Origin of the sequence: Marilutibacter maris, from assembly GCF_003233695.1 — a bacterium.
Taxonomy (GTDB): Bacteria; Pseudomonadota; Gammaproteobacteria; order Xanthomonadales; family Xanthomonadaceae; genus Marilutibacter; species Marilutibacter maris.
Window position 1 is genome coordinate 2,957,832 of record NZ_CP029843.1, and the last position, 15,360, is coordinate 2,973,191.

13 protein-coding genes are annotated in these 15,360 nt (G+C 65.9%); 2 read left to right on the forward strand and 11 right to left on the reverse strand.

The genetic code is table 11. The features are described from left to right. Positions 1-23: 23 nt before the first annotated feature. Genes C9I47_RS13145 through C9I47_RS13155 form a run of 3 tightly spaced genes read right to left on the reverse strand, consistent with a single transcriptional unit; the run spans position 24 to position 1,986 of the window. The gene (locus tag C9I47_RS13145) at positions 24-392 is read right to left on the reverse strand and encodes a J domain-containing protein (RefSeq protein WP_145985521.1); all 369 of its coding nucleotides are present in this window, start codon (positions 390-392) and stop codon (positions 24-26) included. After that, on the reverse strand, positions 383-1,135 hold the full coding sequence (locus tag C9I47_RS13150; protein ID WP_111267145.1) for a hypothetical protein: 753 nt from the start codon (positions 1,133-1,135) through the stop codon (positions 383-385). Before C9I47_RS13150 ends, C9I47_RS13145 begins: the two co-directional genes overlap by 10 nt. Further along, a complete protein-coding gene (locus C9I47_RS13155) occupies positions 1,132-1,986 on the reverse strand; it encodes a DUF2167 domain-containing protein (protein WP_190238506.1) in 855 nt (284 codons plus the stop codon). Before C9I47_RS13155 ends, C9I47_RS13150 begins: the two co-directional genes overlap by 4 nt. 297 nt (positions 1,987-2,283) lie before the next feature. Between C9I47_RS13155 and C9I47_RS13160 the strand changes: the two genes are divergently transcribed. Continuing rightward, entirely contained in the window at positions 2,284-2,718 is a 435-nt protein-coding gene (locus C9I47_RS13160) for a VOC family protein (protein ID WP_111267147.1), read from the forward strand. 237 nt (positions 2,719-2,955) lie between these two features. Then, positions 2,956-3,393: a BON domain-containing protein gene (locus tag C9I47_RS13165; RefSeq protein WP_111267148.1), complete on the forward strand. Its 438-nt coding sequence runs from the start codon at positions 2,956-2,958 to the stop codon at positions 3,391-3,393. A 154-nt stretch (positions 3,394-3,547) separates the two neighbouring features. Here the strand turns inward: C9I47_RS13165 and C9I47_RS13170 are convergent, their stop codons facing one another. The 8 genes from C9I47_RS13170 to C9I47_RS17755 all read right to left on the reverse strand — a co-directional run bounded on the left by C9I47_RS13170 (position 3,548) and on the right by C9I47_RS17755 (position 15,321). Further along, positions 3,548-4,786, reverse strand: a complete 1,239-nt coding sequence (locus C9I47_RS13170; protein WP_111267149.1) for an ABC transporter permease — start codon at positions 4,784-4,786, stop codon at positions 3,548-3,550. Between the two features lie 46 nt (positions 4,787-4,832). Beyond that, the gene (locus C9I47_RS13175; protein WP_111267150.1) at positions 4,833-6,140 is read right to left on the reverse strand and encodes an ABC transporter permease; all 1,308 of its coding nucleotides are present in this window, start codon (positions 6,138-6,140) and stop codon (positions 4,833-4,835) included. 173 nt (positions 6,141-6,313) lie between these two features. Continuing rightward, complete coding sequence (locus C9I47_RS17640; RefSeq protein ID WP_145985522.1) at positions 6,314-6,601, reverse strand: hypothetical protein; 288 nt, start codon at positions 6,599-6,601, stop codon at positions 6,314-6,316. A gap of 437 nt (positions 6,602-7,038) precedes the next feature. After that, entirely contained in the window at positions 7,039-9,792 is a 2,754-nt protein-coding gene (locus C9I47_RS13185; protein WP_111267152.1) for a serine/threonine-protein kinase, read from the reverse strand. Beyond that, a complete protein-coding gene (locus tag C9I47_RS13190) occupies positions 9,789-10,352 on the reverse strand; it encodes an ECF-type sigma factor (protein ID WP_190238507.1) in 564 nt (187 codons plus the stop codon). Before C9I47_RS13190 ends, C9I47_RS13185 begins: the two co-directional genes overlap by 4 nt. Before the next feature lie 191 nt (positions 10,353-10,543). Beyond that, positions 10,544-12,232 (reverse strand): ABC transporter ATP-binding protein, encoded by a 1,689-nt coding sequence (locus tag C9I47_RS13195; RefSeq protein ID WP_190238508.1) that lies wholly within the window; start codon positions 12,230-12,232, stop codon positions 10,544-10,546. A gap of 62 nt (positions 12,233-12,294) precedes the next feature. After that, positions 12,295-15,024, reverse strand: coding sequence for a class III lanthionine synthetase LanKC (gene lanKC, locus C9I47_RS13200; protein WP_111267155.1), 2,730 nt, complete (start codon positions 15,022-15,024; stop codon positions 12,295-12,297). 144 nt (positions 15,025-15,168) lie between these two features. Further along, positions 15,169-15,321, reverse strand: a complete 153-nt coding sequence (locus tag C9I47_RS17755; protein ID WP_190238509.1) for a hypothetical protein — start codon at positions 15,319-15,321, stop codon at positions 15,169-15,171. Between the last annotated feature and the right edge of the window lie 39 nt (positions 15,322-15,360).

Below are 15,360 nucleotides of genomic sequence, written 5' to 3' on the forward strand. Positions count from 1 at the left end.
CGGCGGCATGCCGCACCGCGCGACTACATCGGCACGTCGCGCGAACGCGGACGCAGCCACTCCAGATCGCGCAGGGCGGCGTCGTAAGCCAGCTCCAACTGCTGTCGCCGCTCGCGGGCGGCGGCCTGCGCCTCGTTCGCAAGCCCGGCGATGCGCTCGGGGGCGTACTCGGAGATTTTCGCCCGGTAGGCCGCGTCGACGGTTTCGCGATCGGCATCGGCCGGCACCCCGAGGACCTGGTGCCAGGACTCCGCCGGTGCCTGCGGCGCATCCGTCGCCGATGGCGCCGGCCGGTGTTCGCGCGGGCCGCGCAGCAGCGGCCACAACACCGCAACCGCCCAGTAGCCCAGCACGCCGCCGCCGACGATCACGATCCATTCGCTCACACGCATTGCAGTTCCTCCAGGCGCGCACGCGCGCGCCGCAGTCTCGTTGCGGTCCCGTCGCGCCCGCCCGTCTCGCGCTCGCCCTCCCCGACGGACTCGTGGAAGGCCAGAGCGGTGGCGATGCGCGCATCGATCCCCTTGCGCAATCCGCGCCAGCCATCGTCATCGAGCAGATGGCGAGCGGCGGCAATCGCGTCGACGTCCAGGCCGCGACGCAGGCTCAGACGACGGACCAGGTTGATCGCGTAGGGCGGGCAACAGAACAGTTCGAACCCGATCGAGGCCGCCGCGCGCCGCGACAGTCCCAGCGCATCGCGGTGACGCCACAGCCCCAGCACCAGCGAGGCGATGCCGGCATAGACCAGCCCCAACAGGGTCAGCAGGGCCAGGGGATGCGGGTAGACGAACAGCAGCACCGGCAGCGCGAACAGCAGCAACAGCCAAAGCACCCTGCAGCCGCCGCGGAAACGGTCCAGAACGTCGACGAAGGCCTGCCAGTTTTCCCGGACGCCGCCGCCATCCCCCGCTCCGGACAGCCAACCGCTCCGGAACAGCGGCCGGCCAGGCATCAACGGATTGGGCAGGTACGGGTGGCGGCCACGCAACTGCGCCCGCGCACCGACCGAGGCCGCCCAGCCGCGGCGCGTGCGCACCAGGGCGACCTCGTCGTAGTGCAGCCACAGCATGGAGTCCTGCAGGTAGAAGGCGATCACGCCGATCACCAGCAGGAGCTCCATCGGCAGGTTCATTCCTCGTTCGACTCCTGCTTGCCGCCGAACAGCTTGCGGATACCGGCGCCAACGGCGACCAGCCCGATCAGGATCAGCTTCCAGGCCTTGGCCAGGAATACGCCGATCGCGGCGAAGAAGCCCTTCTTGGTGGCCACCGCGGCGGCGCCGCCGGTGATCAGCGCGGCAAGCCCGTACTCGGCGATGTGGTCGCCCTCGCGATAGTCCGCGTAGCGCTCACCGTCGTTGAAGGCGTACCCCGGCATCAGGGCCTTGAACTGGCCGATCGCCGGCTGCAGGTCCTCGGGCGAGGCGACCAGGGTCACCTCCATCACGCCCTTGCGGCCGAGCAGGCGGGTGTTGAAGTTGACGATCTTGCGTCCGGAGTCGCCGGCTTCCGCCTCGATCGCCCAGGCCAGCGCATTGAGCTCCTTGTCGTACTGCGGCTTGAAGGTCCAGCCGGTCACATGGATCTCCTCCCAGCCGCGCTGGCGCCGCTCCTCGTTGGAGAACTCGGTGCCCTCGCGGATCGACTCCAGGATCTCATCGGCGTCTATGGACTCGTCGTCCTTGACGTAGCCGATGTCGTCGAAGCTGAAGAACGCGATCCAGTCGCGGCCGGCCGGCGCGAAGGTGTACTCGTCACGACCGCTGTCCGGATTCTCGTACAGCTCGTTGAGCGTGCGTGTCGCCTTGGCGTCGAGGAACGCGTAACCCTCCGGCACCTCGATCTCGGCGTTGCCGCCGATCCGGCCCTGGGTCGGTCCGGTCTGCCACGGCAGTTCGTCGACCGGATTGGCCTGGGCCTCGGACTCCTGGCCATGTGCCGGGAAAACGGCGCCCGCGATCACGAGCACGGCCAAGGCCATCATGGCCTTCGCATGATTGAACATATGTCCCCCTGAGTGATAGGTATGCTGACGGCGCGATGGATCGCCCCTGAGCGGCCCGCCAGCTGCGGCAACGGGAGCTTCCCCTCTCCCGACGGACCGTTGACTAGCGTATGGAGCCGGGGGGCCGCAGGCAAGCATCTCGATTTCGCACGCGCGCGATCGCCGTGCCCTCACATGTCCTGCCCGCGCGGCGTCCTTCGTTGTGCGCAAGCACGATCAACGACAATCCGGCGCCAGTGTGGCCCTATCTGCGGCATCCCAACCCGAGGAGCCCGTATGGAAACCATGCAACTGCACCGTGGCCGCCTGGTCGACCACATCCACCTGGTCGTCAGGGACCTGGACGCCAGCCGCCGCTTCTACCAGGCGGTGCTCGACGCGCTGGAGGTGCCGATCGGCGGCGACGGCGACGGCTTCTTCTGGGCCGACGAACTGTTCGTATCCAGCGCCGAGAGTCCGGCCGCGCAGGGCACCCTGACCGGGCGCGTGCACCTGGCGTTCCAGGCCCGCGACGAGGCCATGGTCGAAGCCTTCCACCGCGCCGCGCTGGCCGCCGGCGGCCGCGACAACGGCGCGCCCGGCCTGCGTCCCTACCACCCCGGCTACTACGGCGCGTTCGTGCTCGACCCGGACGGCAACAACATCGAGGCGGTCCATCATGGCCCGGCCAAGCGCAGCGCGGCCTCGGTCGAGGTGACGTTCGAGGGCTGAGCGCCTGCGGGCGCCCCCACGCCCGACGCCGGCTGAACGCCGGATCCCCGGATCCACGGCGTTCAGCCGGCGGTGATCGCGGACCGTGACCGGGCACACGATCGAACGCGGATTTCACGCGCCGCGAACACAACACGAACATCCGGCTCGTGCGCGGTTCACCCACTCCCCGATAGCGTCGGACCCGAGCCATCCACCCCCTCCCCCAACCCGGATGGCGAGCACGAAGGAGGTCATATGACCCACAATCACACGCACATCGATACCGACACCCCGAACCTGGTCTCGGTCCGCGACCAGACCCGGTTCGGACGCCTGTCGCAACTGGGCGCGCGCGCCGCGCTGGCGGCGTTGCTGATGACCGGCACCGCCTACGCGGTCGCCAGCGCGCCGATGCAGGCCGGGGCGCGCGGGGAAACGGTGAACGAGGCCGAATCGACCCAGCCGGTCGGCGACAGCTGGATCACCACCAAGGTCAAGGCCCAGTTGCTGGCCGACGACGACGTCGAAGGCAGCGAGATCGACGTCGACACGCTGGAGGGCGTGGTCCATCTGTCCGGCGCCCTCGCCAGCCAGGCCGAGATCGACGAGGCGGTCTCGATCGCCCGCAACACCGAGGGCGTCGTCGATGTCGACGCCAGCGGCCTGAGCGTGTCGTCCGCCGGCAATCGCTGACCCGCGCGGCGCGGGCACGGCCCGCGCCCCCTGCCGGCGTCCGGCGCCGGCATCAGCGGAGGGTCCCGCCGACGCGGGACCCTCCTTCGTCATGCCTGGCGCGGCGCTGTCCCGGACCCGGCGATGAACCAACTCCGCAACGGGCCGCCGAAGACTACAACGCGTTGCGGGTCGCCATCGCCGGCGGCACCGCCGCGGCGCGCCGGGCCGGCAACAGCACGGCGACCTGTCCCAGCAGCCAGATGACCAGCGCACCGGCCGGCAGGTAGGCCAACGACAATCGCGACATCTCGTACGCGTCCATCAGCCAGCGGTTGATCGCATACGCGAACAACATGCCCATCACGATGCCGGCACTGGACAGCAGGAAGTTCTCGGTCTGGAAGTAGCGGACGATGTCGGTACGGGTCGCGCCCAGCGCCCGCCTGACGCCGATCTGCCGGGTACGCTGGGTCACCCAGAAACTGGCCAGGCCGACAATGCCCAGCGCCGCCACCGTCAACAGGGCGATGCAGAAGGTGACCAGCAACAGGACCATGGCGCGGTCCTTGCGGTAGTAGTTCTCCCGCAAGGCCTCCAGAGTTCCGGTATAGGCCTCGATGAGAATGCGACCCGGGTGGTTCTGCACAATGGCCCTGCCGGCCGCCTTGAGTACGCGTTGCCGGTCACCGGGAGAATTTACCCGGACCACGTAGCGCGCGAACCCGGAGTACGGTAGCCGCGCCGGCAGCAGGATCGAATGTTCGTAGTTCGCCGAACTGCCGCCATCGCGGGCGCGGACCAATCGCTCGACCACGCCAACCACCCGCAATGGGGTGTCGCCGAAGCTGTAGATCACCTCACCGACCGCGCTTGCGTCCGGAAACAGATCCTCGGCGACCGCGCGGGTAACGATAACCGCCGGCACGGGCGTGACCATGCCATCGGCGTCGCGCGCTCCCCAGTCGACGAACTCGCTGGGCAGGAACTCCCGTCCGGCGACCAGCTCCAGCCCCATCGCGCTGATCAACTGTTCGCTCCCCATGTAGGTCGATGCGCTGAGGTTGGGGTGCTGTTGCCCGGCCTGGAGGCTGACGGCGTTGTTCCAGGCACCATTGGCGAATGGAACCAGGCTGGCGGTGCTTGCCGCGGCCACCCCTGGCAGCGCCTGTATCGCAGCCAGATCGCTGCGGGCGATCGCGGCGCCGTCGTCGGCGACGGAGCCACCCATGACCTGCACCACCACGACATGCGCCTCATCCAGTCCACTGTCCCGCTGCAGACGCCCGACGCGCTCGCCGATCATGGACATGAGATTGCACAACACCGCGCAGCACAATGCGATCTGCGCGACCACCAGGACCGTTGCGACTTTTCTCTTCTTCAGACTCGACAGTATCGGCATCACGTCCATGACACGTCTCCGTTGTTGCCGGCGGAGGGAAGACTCGTTCCCGCCCTCATGACGATCTGATCCTGAGCGCGGGCTCGATCCGCATCGCCCGCCATGCAGGCAGCAGGCCGACCGCGGCACTGGCCAGCAGCGCCAGCGCGAACGTGGCCGCGAACATTCCCCCGTCCAACTGGGCAAGCTGCGCGTAGCGATCGGGCTGCTGGCGGACGACCCACAACCCGATCAGCGTAAGCAACAACCCCAGAAGTCCGCCGCATGCGCCGATCATTCCGACCTCGACCATCGAATGCATCAGGATCTGTCGCCGCGTCGCGCCCAGCGCCCGACGCAGCCCAACCTCGCCGCTTTGCTGCAGGGACTTGGCCAGAAGCAGACTGATCGAGTTGGCCAGGCACACGGCCAGGAACCCAAGCGCTATCCAGGTCTGCATCCGCACCTCGTTCGGAACGACCTCGTTGAACGCAATCCATTCGTTGACGTTCCGCAGCCGCACGTTGGGGGGACGCCGGAAGCGTCCGTCCGACCGCTGCTGGTCCGAGTATCGCTCCAGGTACCGCCGATACGATCCCTGTTGCGAAGGCTGCAGCCGCACCCAGTACTGAAGCCACGCACAAGGCGCGTTCGGCGCGATCACCCCACCCGCCCGGGCATCGACATCCCCCCAGCAGACCGTACTTCCGTTGGTGCTCAGTTCCAGGTCGACAGCCGTGGCATACGGCATGAAGACATCCTCGGGCTCGGCGAACGGATCGCCACTGAGGTCGTAGAACCTCGGCACCGGTCGCCAGTCGTCGAACACCCCGATCACGCGGAAGCTGTGCCCGTCCAGGCTCAGCGTCTCTCCGACGCTGTCCGCTCCGGCGAATACCTTGTCGTTGAGCTTCCTGGAAATCGCGATGACACGCGAGCGCGTCTCGTCCTCTTGCCTTCCCCAACCGCCGCCATACAGGAACGGCGGCACGAACATGCCGAACATTTCGGAACTGGCGTATCGGGCGGCGCTCATCCATGCCCCCGTCTCGATTCGTTCGTGTTCGATGCTGACGACGCCGGCCGCCATTACCGTCTGCGCGTCCGCGTGGCGGTCGGCCAGCAGCTGCTCGGCGTCGCGACGGGTCAGGTATTTCGTCGGCTCGCTGCCCGGTGCATAGCCTGTCATCGGTTCGGCATCCAGTTGCACACGAAAGATGTCGTGACTGCGCCCCGGCAAAGGGTCGGCGGACAATGCCCGCGACAGCGTCAGCGTCGTCATTGCCGCGCCGATACCGATCGCCAGCGCCATGACCATCAGCACCGATATCATCCTGTTTCGCATCAGGTTGCGTATCGCGACCTGCACCGAGTATGCGAGCATGAAACGACTCCCTGCACCGCGCCGATATCATCGCCTTGGCAAGCCGGCACCCATGGCGCGACGATCGCGCCAGGACACCGCCACCACCAACGCCCTCGACTCCCTCATTGCGTCCCGGCACAGATCGGGAAGGCCTCCTGATCTGCGCCGGGCCACCGCCATCGCTCCACCCTTCAGAACGACTGTCCGGTGATCGAGTAGTTCCAGATCGGGAGGCGTCGGGCCTTCCCCGTCTGCTCCGACGTCTGTCCTTCGTCGTGCCGGGCCTGGCGGGCTGCGTCGCGGTCGCCTTCGATCGGCCCCATCACCGCGATGTCGGGATCGCAGTACGGGGGACCATCGAAGGGCGGCATTCCGCAGGTGCCCGGATCCTCCACCAACTCGTCCTGTGCGAATGCAACCGAATGACCTGCAGCACCCAAGAAAAGCAGAAAAGCGAACAAACACGTTCCCAGTCGCATGTGAAATCCCTCGTTGAATATGGTTCGCCCAGACTCTTGTCGGTCAATCCCGCCTCGCTTGCCTGGACAGATAAGCGCGCGGTTACCTAAGAGTTCGTAGGCGGACGATGGAACCCGTCATCGAATGGAGCGTTTTCATGAAAACTTTCTTTCTTGGCACGGCATCGCTACCGCACGTGCCCGCCGCGCGAAGCCGCTCCATCCGTTCGAGTGGACCGACAGGAACGTTCCCGGAACAGGCGCGCTTCCGCGACGGCCGACTGACGCGGCCTCATCCTCACCTCGGAAATACGGTCGCATCCGCCCCCGGCCAGTACGGCGTGACTGCCGCAGAAGCCACTCCGCGGCCGCCGCCGATGGCGGGCCATCGCCGGAAGGCAGACGTGCCAATGCCGCCGCCGACGGGACTCCGCTGACGGCGCTATAGAGCCGCCCTGCTAGCGGCTATGCGTCGCTCCACCCACCAGGCGGGCCACTTCGACCAGTTCGGCGGCCCGCGGATCCAGCTCCCGCCTCAGTACCGGCAGGGCAAGGTCGAGCAGCTCACGCCCCCGGACCTGGTCGTCCTGTCGTATCGCGATCCGCGCCGTGTCCAGCTCGATCCTCGCAATCGGCAGGGTATCGGGCAGATAGTGTTTTCGAGCCAGGGCCAGCGCCTGCTCGCCGTGACGACGGGCGGCATCCATGTCGCCCCGCTGCGCATCCAGCCTGGCCTGGAGGTGCATCAGCGCCAGCACGGCCTTGGGGTCGGAACCGGCGGCATGCTCCACCGGCGCGGCCTCCGCCAGCGCGGAGCCGGCTTCCTCATAGCGCTCCATTGCCATCAGCGCCTCGGCCGAACGCAGCTTCACGAACGGGAGGCTGGTGAAGCTGGCGTCGCCCTGACCGGCCGAGAGCACGACCGCCTCCCTCAGATCCTCGTCCGCTTCGTCGTAGCGCCCGAGCGTCCCCAACGACAAGGCCCGCGTATAGCGGGCCCGTATGCGCCAGGGCGCGTATACCGGATCGTCCGGCATCCGCCGCAGCGCGTCGCTGGTCAACGCGATCACCGTGTCGTGATCGGACAGGTTGGAGTGGGCCATCGCCAGACGGACTGCATCGCGCGCCTGGATCGCATCGCTCAGGTTGAGTTCCTTCGCTATCTGTTGCGAGCGGTGATAGTGCGAAAGTGCCGTCCTCGACCGCCCAAGATCGTCGAGCAGCGCGCCCAGATACAGCTCCATGTCGGCGGTGAAGCGACTCTTCTCGCCGTACACCCGATACGCCTGGCTCAGCGCCTGCTCGGCATGTTCCAGCGCCTCGTCGTAGCGCTGTTCGGCGTGGCGGACCATCATCGCGACACGGTGCAGCTGATAGGACTGGAACCCGTCATCGGCCAGTGTCCTGCGCCCCTCGGCCCTGGCCTGATCGATGAACCGCGCAGCGGAACCGATGTCGCCCTTGTGGTACAGCGTCCTGGCCAGACCAAGCAGTATCCGGGTGCGCAGCAACGGGTCGCGGCTCGGATGCGCGTCGAGCAGCTCCAGCGCCTTGCGGTGCTCCTGTTCGGACGGCTCGAACGCGCCGCCGTACAACAACGCGGTGCCATAGTCGCTGCGCATACGGGCCATGACCGGCGCGCTCTTGCCCAGTTGCCTGCTCAGATCGATCGCATGGTTCAGGGCGTCCCGGGCCTCGGGCGCACGCTCGAGCTGGATAAGGGCCAGGCCGCGCACATGGGAGGCGCGGGCCTCGATATCCAGATCGCCTCCGTCCAGCTTCTCGACCAGCCCGAACGCGGTCTCGGCGGCGGCCAGGGCGGACTTGGGATCGTTGATGTCGGCATAGACCTCGGCCACGGTCATCCACGCCATGGCCCGGGCGCGCGGGTCCTGGATGTGCCCCTGCCTGAGCTTGGCGGCCGCGTTCGACAGCAGGGTGGAGACTGCGACGGTCTGTCCTCGCACCGCCTCCGGAGACGCTTCCGCCAGTACCGACACCAGGAAGTCCCGGGATGCCTTCGCGTTGACGGCCTCCCGCTGGGATGTCCGCTCGGCCTCCAGCGCCCGCGCGCGCTCGATATCGAGCTTCCAGACCGACACCGCACCGAGCGTCAGCATGGCGACGCTGGCGATGGCGACCGTCCTGTGCCTGAGGACGAACTTGGTGAGCCGATACAGCGCGCTATCCGGGCCGGCTGTGACCGGGAAGCCGCCCAGGTAGCGACGCACGTCCTCGGACAGCTCGGCCACGGTGCTGTAGCGACGCTCCGGTTCGATGTGGGTCGCCTTGGCGACCACGTAGTCTAGATCGCCATGCAGCCGGCGCCGTTCCTCGAGCGTCGATACCCGGGAAGGCGCGGGCATCGCGGCGCCTTCCTTGCAGAACTCGGGATGACGCTTGTCGGTCAACAGGTCGAACAGCAGGGCTCCCAGCCCGAATACGTCGGTGACCGTGGTCTCGGCCTGACCGCTTCGCTGCTCCGGCGCGCTGTAACCGGGCGTGAACGCTCGCGTCACCGTGCCGCTTTCCCCGCCTTCCTCGAGCAGGGCGCCGACACCGAAGTCCAGCAGGACCGGGGTGCCATCGTCGCGTACCACCACGTTGGATGGCTTGATGTCCCGGTGCAGGACCAGGCGCTGATGGGCATGCTGGACCGCGTCGCATAGGTGCAGGAACAGTTCGAGCCTGCGCGTCAGCGACGGCCTGGTTGTCTTCAGGTAGCTGGGAAGTGGCAACCCGTCGACATAATCCATCACCAGGTAGGGTTGGCCCTCGGCGCTCTCGCCTCCGTCGATGTGGCGGGCGATGTTCGGGTGGTTGAGACCGGCGAGAATCGACCGCTCGCGTGCCATCCGGCGCTTGCCGGTGGCGTTGGGTACCCCCCTGAGCACTTTCAGCGCCACCTGCTGGGGACGTCCCTCGATATCGCGTTCGGCGAGGAACACGGTCCCCATCCCGCCGACGCCGAGCTCCTGCAGCAACCGGTAGCGGCCTATCACCCGCGCGGTGGAGCACTGGGCCACACTGGCCAGTCGCTCCGAGATCGGATCGGCTTCCGTATCGTCGTCGTACTCGATCAGGCGCTTGACCGTGGCGACGATCTCCGGATCGGACTCCTCGGTCTCCAGGTAGAGGTCGCGCTCCTCCCGGGGCCGGTCGAGCGCCTCATGAAACAGGAACTCGACCCTGTCCTCTCTCTCCTTCGTCATGAAAGGTGATCGCGCAACCAGGCCTTCGCATAGCGCAGGTCGCGCTCGACGGTCGCCAGCGAGACATCGAGTTCTTCCGCGATCTGTTGCTGGTTCAGGCCCATGATGAATGACAACTCGATGACCCGGCACTTGCGTGGATCGCGCTTCTCGAGCACCCCCAGCGCCTCTTCCACTTCCAGCCAGCTTTCGCCGGCAGCCGATACATGGGAGGCGCCGGACAGAGTGATCTCGATCGCACCGCCGCCGCGCTTGTCGGCCTGCTGCCGACGGATGATGTCGACCAGCACGCAACGAATCACGGTAGCGGCGATACCGAAGAAGTCCTTGCGGTTCTGCGCATCCACCCGGTCGCCCAGAAGACGCAGCATCGCCTCGTTGACGAGCTCGGTCGGGTCGAGGACGGGCACGCCCAACCGGGCCAGCCGTCGTCCGGCAATGCCGCGCAGCTCCGGATAGACCAGGTTGAACAGCGCATCCGAAGCCTTGGTATCGCCCTGGCGCCAGGCGCCGAGCAGAATCGTCACGTCTCCGGCGTCGCTATTACACACTTCGTTCATAACCTCTCCCTGGCTTCCGAAGTCAGCATCCAAGCATACACAACACGACTGCCGATCGAGACCGGAAAAGACGGGCATGATGACCCCGCTCATTGGAGCGTCGCGCCCGCTGCGAGCAGATTGCCGGTGGGCTCCTCCGCGACGGAGAACCGGGTCCGCGCCCGGCCGGCACGGCACGGTCACGGCAATATCTAGGCTTCCTTCAGCCATCTGCGACCTCCACCGTCATCCTCGCCGATCAATTGCTGATAGTCCGGGCTGCCGATGATCCTGCCGCCCGACAGGACCAGGATCCTGTCGGCATTGCGCAGGGTTTCATGGCGATGCGCGATCATGAAGGTGGTCCTGGACGACCTCATGCGGTCGATCGCGTCCTGTATGAGCGCCTCGGAGCGACCGTCTATCGCGGAAGTCGCCTCGTCGAGAATCAGGATCGGCGCATTTCTGAGCAGTGCGCGCGCGATCGATATCCGCTGCCGTTGTCCGCCGCTGAGCTGGACTCCGCGCTCGCCGACCTGGGTCATGTAGCCGTCGGACAATCGCTCGATGAACTCGTGGGCGTTGGCCGCGCGCGCCGCCGCCTCGACCTCGGCATCGCTGGCATCCAGGCGACCGTAGCGGATGTTCTCCATGATGCTCGAACCAAACAGGAACACATCCTGGGAAACCACCGCGACCGCATTTCGTACGGACTGCAGCGAGTAGTCGCGCAGATCCCTGCCGTTGAGCCTGATGCTGCCCTCGGTGGGGTCGAACAGGCGGGAGATCAGCTTCACCAGGGTGGACTTGCCCGCGCCGCTTGCCCCGACCAGCGCGACGGTCTGGCCCGCACCGACATCGAAGCTGATGTCCTGCAGAACCCTGACGCCGCTGCGGTACTGGAATCCTACGTCATCGAACCTGATCGCCGCCCCAGGCCCTTCGAACGGGATCGCGTCCTCCGCGTCTCGCACCTCAACCGGGGTGTCCAGGATCTCGAACACCCTGCGAGTCGCCCCGGCGGCGGCGCTGAACGACGAGTAGTGCTGGGCGATTCCGGCAATGCCCTGGGTGACGTTCTGCGAGTACAGCAGGAACGCGACCAGGGTGCCCGCGCTCAGCCCCCCATCGGCCACCTCGATACCGCCGTACCAGAATATGGCGATGGTCGAGAACGACGTCAGGAACGCAATGGTCGCGTTGAACGCGGCATCGATCCTGCGCGCCCGTATCGCCGACTCCAGGAACCTTGTCATGGAGTCCCCGTACCGTCCTGATTCGTACGCTTCACGCCCGAACGTCTTGGTGATCTCGATACCCGCAAGCGACTCCTGGGCAATCGTCGTCGAGCTGGCGAGCCTGTCCTGTATCGTTGCCGACAAGCGTCGGAACACCGGCGCGCATACACGGGTCAGGACCGACACCAGCGGACTGACCGCCAGAACCATCAGTCCCAGCTTCCAGTTCATCAGCATCATGATCACCGTCGCACCGGCGAGCTGGAAGAAGTTGGTCAGGAATGCGACGAGAAGATTGGAGACCGCGTTGCGCAACGCGGCCACATCGCTGCCCAGGCGCGACAGCAGATCACCGACGTTCTGCTTGTGATGATAGAGAAGCCCGAGATCGTGGTAGTGCCTGAACAGCTGCTTGCGCAGATCGACAACGATGGTGTCGCCGATGCGCTGCAGCAGGAACTGCCCCCAGAAGCTCAGCAACGACCGGACCACGAAGAACAGCAGCAGCCCGCCGGCGACGATGTGTACCTGCCGCTTGTCTCCGCTGGACAGGACCCGGTCGAATATCGCCTGCACGCCCAGCGGCAGACTCAACTGGATGGCCATCGCGACCAGGATCAGGACCAGGCATAGCGCGACCCCCGGCAAGTGGGGTCGCGCCATCGAGAGCATCCGCCATATCTGCGAGCCGTGCGCGGACGACGAAGGGTGCACCGGGTCCACCCTCAGTTCGCGCCGACTGCCAGATCGAGCCGCGCGCAGCGATCCTCCGCATGCCAGCCCGACAACAGCTCATCCAGCATGAAGGAGGCGCCGTCGCGCTTGAGATAGCGGTTCATGACCAGGGCGATACCCGCGCCGCCGGTGCCGAAGTCGCAGCTGATCCGGTTGAGCGACTCGCCCGGGAAGGCCAGCCCGCCATCACGCTCGAACGGGAACAGCATGCACCCGGCCAGCAATCGGCGGACACTGTTCTGCGCCTGGGCCTCCCAGCGCGGGAACCGCGCCATGTCCAGGAACATCTCGCAGATGCCCGAAATTCCGAAGAAATAGCCCGGGAAAATCGTGTATTTGCGGTCGCAATCGATCTGCACCTGATCCAGGGCACTGGCGTAGCGCTCGTCGCCGGTCGCATGCCAGTAGCGCAGCAGCGTCCTGCCGATACCCGAACTGCCCCAACGCCAGTAGGGGGTGTAGGAGCGGTTGCTGTCGCGAGCGATCCAGCTCATGCCACCGTCAGCGTTCACCAGGCTGTTGCCCAGCACCCACTCCAGTGCCTGACGGCCTGCTTCCAGGTACTTGCGCTCTCCACTTGCCTGCGCCAGGTACAACAAGTACAGCGCGACGCCGGCGCCGCCATGGCCGAGGCTGTCGGACATTCCGATACCGTTCTCCCAGTAGCAGCCCTTCGCTTCGTCCTGCTCGAACTTGCGGCTGTCCAGCAGACGATCGCCGGCCTGGATCGCGCTCTGGAGGAACGCTTCGTCCCCCAGCGAGGCAAAGAAGCGCAGCTGGGCCATGCCCCAACCTGCCATGCCGTTGAAGAGCTCGGGGGACCGCCACAGCAGATGATGGTCGCGGGTCATGTCGAGCATCCGGCGCGCATCCTCCGTGCACCCCATTTCCAGCAGCGACCAGGCGATCCCCGAGAGGCCCATGAACAACCCCGGCGAGTAGCTCTCGCGCACGACATCGCGGCTGCGAATCCAATCGATGACCCGGCCATCAACCTGCCCGCGTATGCGATGCATGACATGGGCCACACCGCAGGCACCGTGGGCGATACTGAGTGGATTGGTCTCGAACACGGCCGGATCGGCCGGATACAGGCGATCGGCGCGATCGAAGCTTGCCACCGAGTCAACGTAGTCCAGTATCCGGGACGTGGTCCCGGCCAGGTCGATATCGTCGACCTCGGTGGTTCCGATCCGCGGCTCGGCCGGACTGAACTCGACACTCAGCACAGCGATGATGTCGGCCGGGTTGGGACGCTTGCCTGCGTCTACGGACATCAAACGGCGGATCAGATCCGCGATGGAATCCGGCAACCCGAAGTCGCGCTGGAAGGACTGCAGATAGGTCTCGTGAGCGGCGCGATTGAGGGCCAGCATGGCGTTCATCGGGAACAACCCGGCCATCATCAGGCTACCCAGTGCGTAGCAGTCGTCGGCACGCGTCGCCATGCCGCGCATTTCCATCTCGTCGGTCGAGAAGCCCGGCGTGAACAGGTGCGTCGGCACGTCGACGCCTTCCTCGTAGCCGCCCTCGAAATCGATCAGCTTCACGTCGATCCCGCCATCTTCGCCTTCCTTGACCATCACGTTGGCCATGGACAGGTCGCTGAAGACGATATTGCGGTCGTGCAGGCTCTGGACGATGGCGGCCAGCTTCGTGAAAAGCTCGCGGTACTTTCGATAGAAGTTACGGCTGACCTCGGTGTCGGGCCGGGTTCGCAGCGACAGGGAGTTCTTGGACAGATACGACCGCAGAGTCGCGTAGCCGTCGAAGTACTCCTCGACCAGGTAGGCATGCTCCCAGTCCATGAAGAAGTCGTAGGGCTTCGGAGCGATACCGAGATCGGCAACGACCTCGAGCAGACGGTGTTCCTTCTTCAGCAATTGCACCGCGTCCAGACCACGACTGGAAACGTTCGTGTACGGGCGCGCCTCCTTGATCAGAACAGTGGCCGAGGTCTCGGTGTCCTCAGCCAGGTACACGCCCCCGGAGTTGCTGAATGCCAGCGGCGACTCGATCCGGTAGCGTCCGGCTTTCAGCAGTCCGGGGTCGCCCTCGTCCACCTCCGGCTCCTCCCCCACGAACGGATCCTTCACGCCCTTGGGAAGGTTGAAGTACGGCGTACGCTCGTCGTCGACGAACTCGCCATCGTCGTTGCGGATGATCAGGACGGACTTTCCGTCGGTGTCGGCGCGACGGATAGGCAGGATGCCACCGTATCGGTAGTGCACTACCCGGCTGTCCTTGTAGCGACGATCGGAAAGAATGTAGGGTCCCCAGTATCCGATCGTGGCCTTGTGCAGGGCCTCCAGCAACTCGCCGCACTCTTCCGCATCCCTGGGATACGCAGTGATGAACTTGCCGGCACCGCCGCGGTTCCAACGCTTGCCGTTCACGATCGACAACAATATGCGGTCGGATACGAACTTGAACGACACTCCGGCCTCGAACAGGACCCGCGCGGCGGACATCAGGATCGCGGGCGCATGGGCCGGCGTGGCCGAGAGATGGATCTTCCAGCCATGCGTTGGCAACTTCAGGCTCGGCGGCGAAACGTCGGACCACAGGTTGCGTTGCTTCAGCGTCCACCCACTCGGCAGGATCCGGCGCAAGGGTTCATGTAGGTCCTTCTGCTGGGCCGGATATCGTGACAGTGGCTCGTAGAACTGCCTGTCCGCCAACAGGTAGTTCAACTTGTCCTGGATGATGAGTTCTTGCATGTCCGGCCTCGCGAGAGCTTGGTGATTTGTTGGATTCGGGATCGTGCTGAGCTTGGCTGGTGCCGAGTCCGATCCGGAGATCGCGCCGGATCGGATCAGAAGACTTGGAGGCACGCGTGCCCCCAAGTCTTCCGTACGACACGATCAGACGGCGATGAACTCGTCGCCCATGAAGCACACCGCGGCGCTCTCGGTCGAACAGGCACAGCCGTTGTTGCTGCTGGTGCTGTCGTCGAGGTCCCGGTCCGGGAGCGAGTTGATGGAGGTCATCTTCTGCAGTTCGAGAATGCGGGACATATACATCTCCTTTAGGTTGATTGATGACGCGGATGCGTC

Bases quoted from the DNA above. Each gene is read 5' to 3' on its own strand.
- C9I47_RS13175 (WP_111267150.1), bottom strand. From the start codon at position 6,140: ATGCTCGCATACTCGGTGCAGGTCGCGATACGCAACCTGATGCGAAAC.
- C9I47_RS13170 (WP_111267149.1), bottom strand. From the start codon at position 4,786: ATGGACGTGATGCCGATACTGTCGAGTCTGAAGAAGAGAAAAGTCGCA.
- C9I47_RS13165 (WP_111267148.1), top strand. From the start codon at position 2,956: ATGACCCACAATCACACGCACATCGATACCGACACCCCGAACCTGGTC.
- C9I47_RS13150 (WP_111267145.1), bottom strand. From the start codon at position 1,135: ATGAACCTGCCGATGGAGCTCCTGCTGGTGATCGGCGTGATCGCCTTC.
- C9I47_RS13185 (WP_111267152.1), bottom strand. From the start codon at position 9,792: ATGACGAAGGAGAGAGAGGACAGGGTCGAGTTCCTGTTTCATGAGGCG.
- C9I47_RS13160 (WP_111267147.1), top strand. From the start codon at position 2,284: ATGGAAACCATGCAACTGCACCGTGGCCGCCTGGTCGACCACATCCAC.
- C9I47_RS13155 (WP_190238506.1), bottom strand. From the start codon at position 1,986: ATGATGGCCTTGGCCGTGCTCGTGATCGCGGGCGCCGTTTTCCCGGCA.
- C9I47_RS17755 (WP_190238509.1), bottom strand. From the start codon at position 15,321: ATGTCCCGCATTCTCGAACTGCAGAAGATGACCTCCATCAACTCGCTC.
- lanKC (WP_111267155.1), bottom strand. From the start codon at position 15,024: ATGCAAGAACTCATCATCCAGGACAAGTTGAACTACCTGTTGGCGGAC.
- C9I47_RS13145 (WP_145985521.1), bottom strand. From the start codon at position 392: ATGCGTGTGAGCGAATGGATCGTGATCGTCGGCGGCGGCGTGCTGGGC.
- C9I47_RS13195 (WP_190238508.1), bottom strand. From the start codon at position 12,232: ATGGCGCGACCCCACTTGCCGGGGGTCGCGCTATGCCTGGTCCTGATC.
- C9I47_RS13190 (WP_190238507.1), bottom strand. From the start codon at position 10,352: ATGAACGAAGTGTGTAATAGCGACGCCGGAGACGTGACGATTCTGCTC.
- C9I47_RS17640 (WP_145985522.1), bottom strand. From the start codon at position 6,601: ATGCGACTGGGAACGTGTTTGTTCGCTTTTCTGCTTTTCTTGGGTGCT.